Source organism: Cellulosimicrobium composti, from assembly GCF_010287905.1.
Classification (GTDB): Bacteria; Actinomycetota; Actinomycetes; order Actinomycetales; family Cellulomonadaceae; genus Cellulosimicrobium; species Cellulosimicrobium composti.
The window spans coordinates 1-1109 of record NZ_JAAFAN010000148.1 but is presented as its reverse complement, the minus strand read 5'-3'; the positions used below and the strand labels follow the sequence as shown (position 1 = coordinate 1109).

Sequence of the window (1109 nt, the reverse complement as noted above, 5' to 3'; positions counted from 1 at the left end):
CGGCGCGCGGCGGGGGGGGCGGGGGGGCGGGCGCCGAACGCCGGGCGCGCCGCCGAGGGGGGGGGCGGCGCGCGACGCCTTGCCGCCGGGGGGGGCGAGCCACCGCCCGAGCGCGCGGTGCGGCGCGCGCGCGACGGCCTCGTCGACGCCCTCGAGGCGGCGGCGGGCGTCCCGACGGTCGTCGCGGCCGTGCGCGGCTCGGCCGTGCGCGACGCGCGTGCCGCGACCGGCTGGCCCGTCACGCGCTGGGTCGGCCGGTTCCGGCCCGACCCGCTGCGGCGCATCGGCCTGCGCGCGGGGCCGGCGCCGGGCTCGTCGCGCGCACGGGCTGCGAAGGAGCTCGGCACCGACGTCGGCGAGGTCCGCCCGGAGCTCGCGCGCACGTCGCTGCCCGCCGTCGGCGCGGCGCTGCGGGCCGGTGCGCAGACGGCCGTGCGCGACTACGCGGCCGGGGCGACGGCGGGACTGCCGGACGACTGGGCGCTCGCGGTGCGGCGTCGGGCCTCCGAGGGCGCGGCCGACCTCGCCGACGCGCTCGACCAGGCCGTCGCCGGGACCGAGCTCGAGGCGTCGCGGCGCCCGGTGTGGTGGCGCGTCGTGGGCGCGTTCCAGTGGCTCGTGCTCGCCGCGCTCGTCGTCGGGCTCCTGTGGCTCGCCGCGCTGTGGGGCTTCGTCTACCTGCGCCTGCCGGAGCCGCCGACGCCCGTGCTCACGCTCGGCGGTCCCGGTGCGCTGGAGCTGCCGTGGCCGACGCTGCTCGCGCTCGGCGGGGTCGTCGTCGGGATCCTCGTCGCGCTCGTCTCGCGCGCCGCCGCCGCCGTGGGCGGGCGTCGCCGCGCCGCGCGCGCCCGGCGTCGCCTGCGCGACGCCGTGGGCCAGGTCGCCGACCGCCTCGTGCGGCTCCCGGTGGGCGAGGAGCTCGCCGCGCTCGCGAGCTGCCGCACCGCGGCCCTCGTCGCCGCGTCCTGACGCCCCCCCCCCCCCCCGGGGGGCCGCCCCCCCCCCCCCCCCCCCCCCCCCCCCCCCCCCCCCCCGACGCGACCCACGCGCGCGCCCCTCGGAGCGACCCGCGAACGCGTTTCCCCTGTGCTCGAACCCCGCGCGCTGCG

Annotated in this window: 1 protein-coding gene; it reads left to right on the top strand. The window is 83.4% G+C overall.

From position 1 onward, the window contains the following. The first annotated feature begins 117 nt into the window (after positions 1–117). Positions 118–969 (top strand): hypothetical protein, encoded by an 852-nt coding sequence (locus GYH36_RS19085; RefSeq protein ID WP_162290698.1) that lies wholly within the window; start codon positions 118–120, stop codon positions 967–969. The last annotated feature ends 140 nt before the right edge of the window (positions 970–1109 follow it).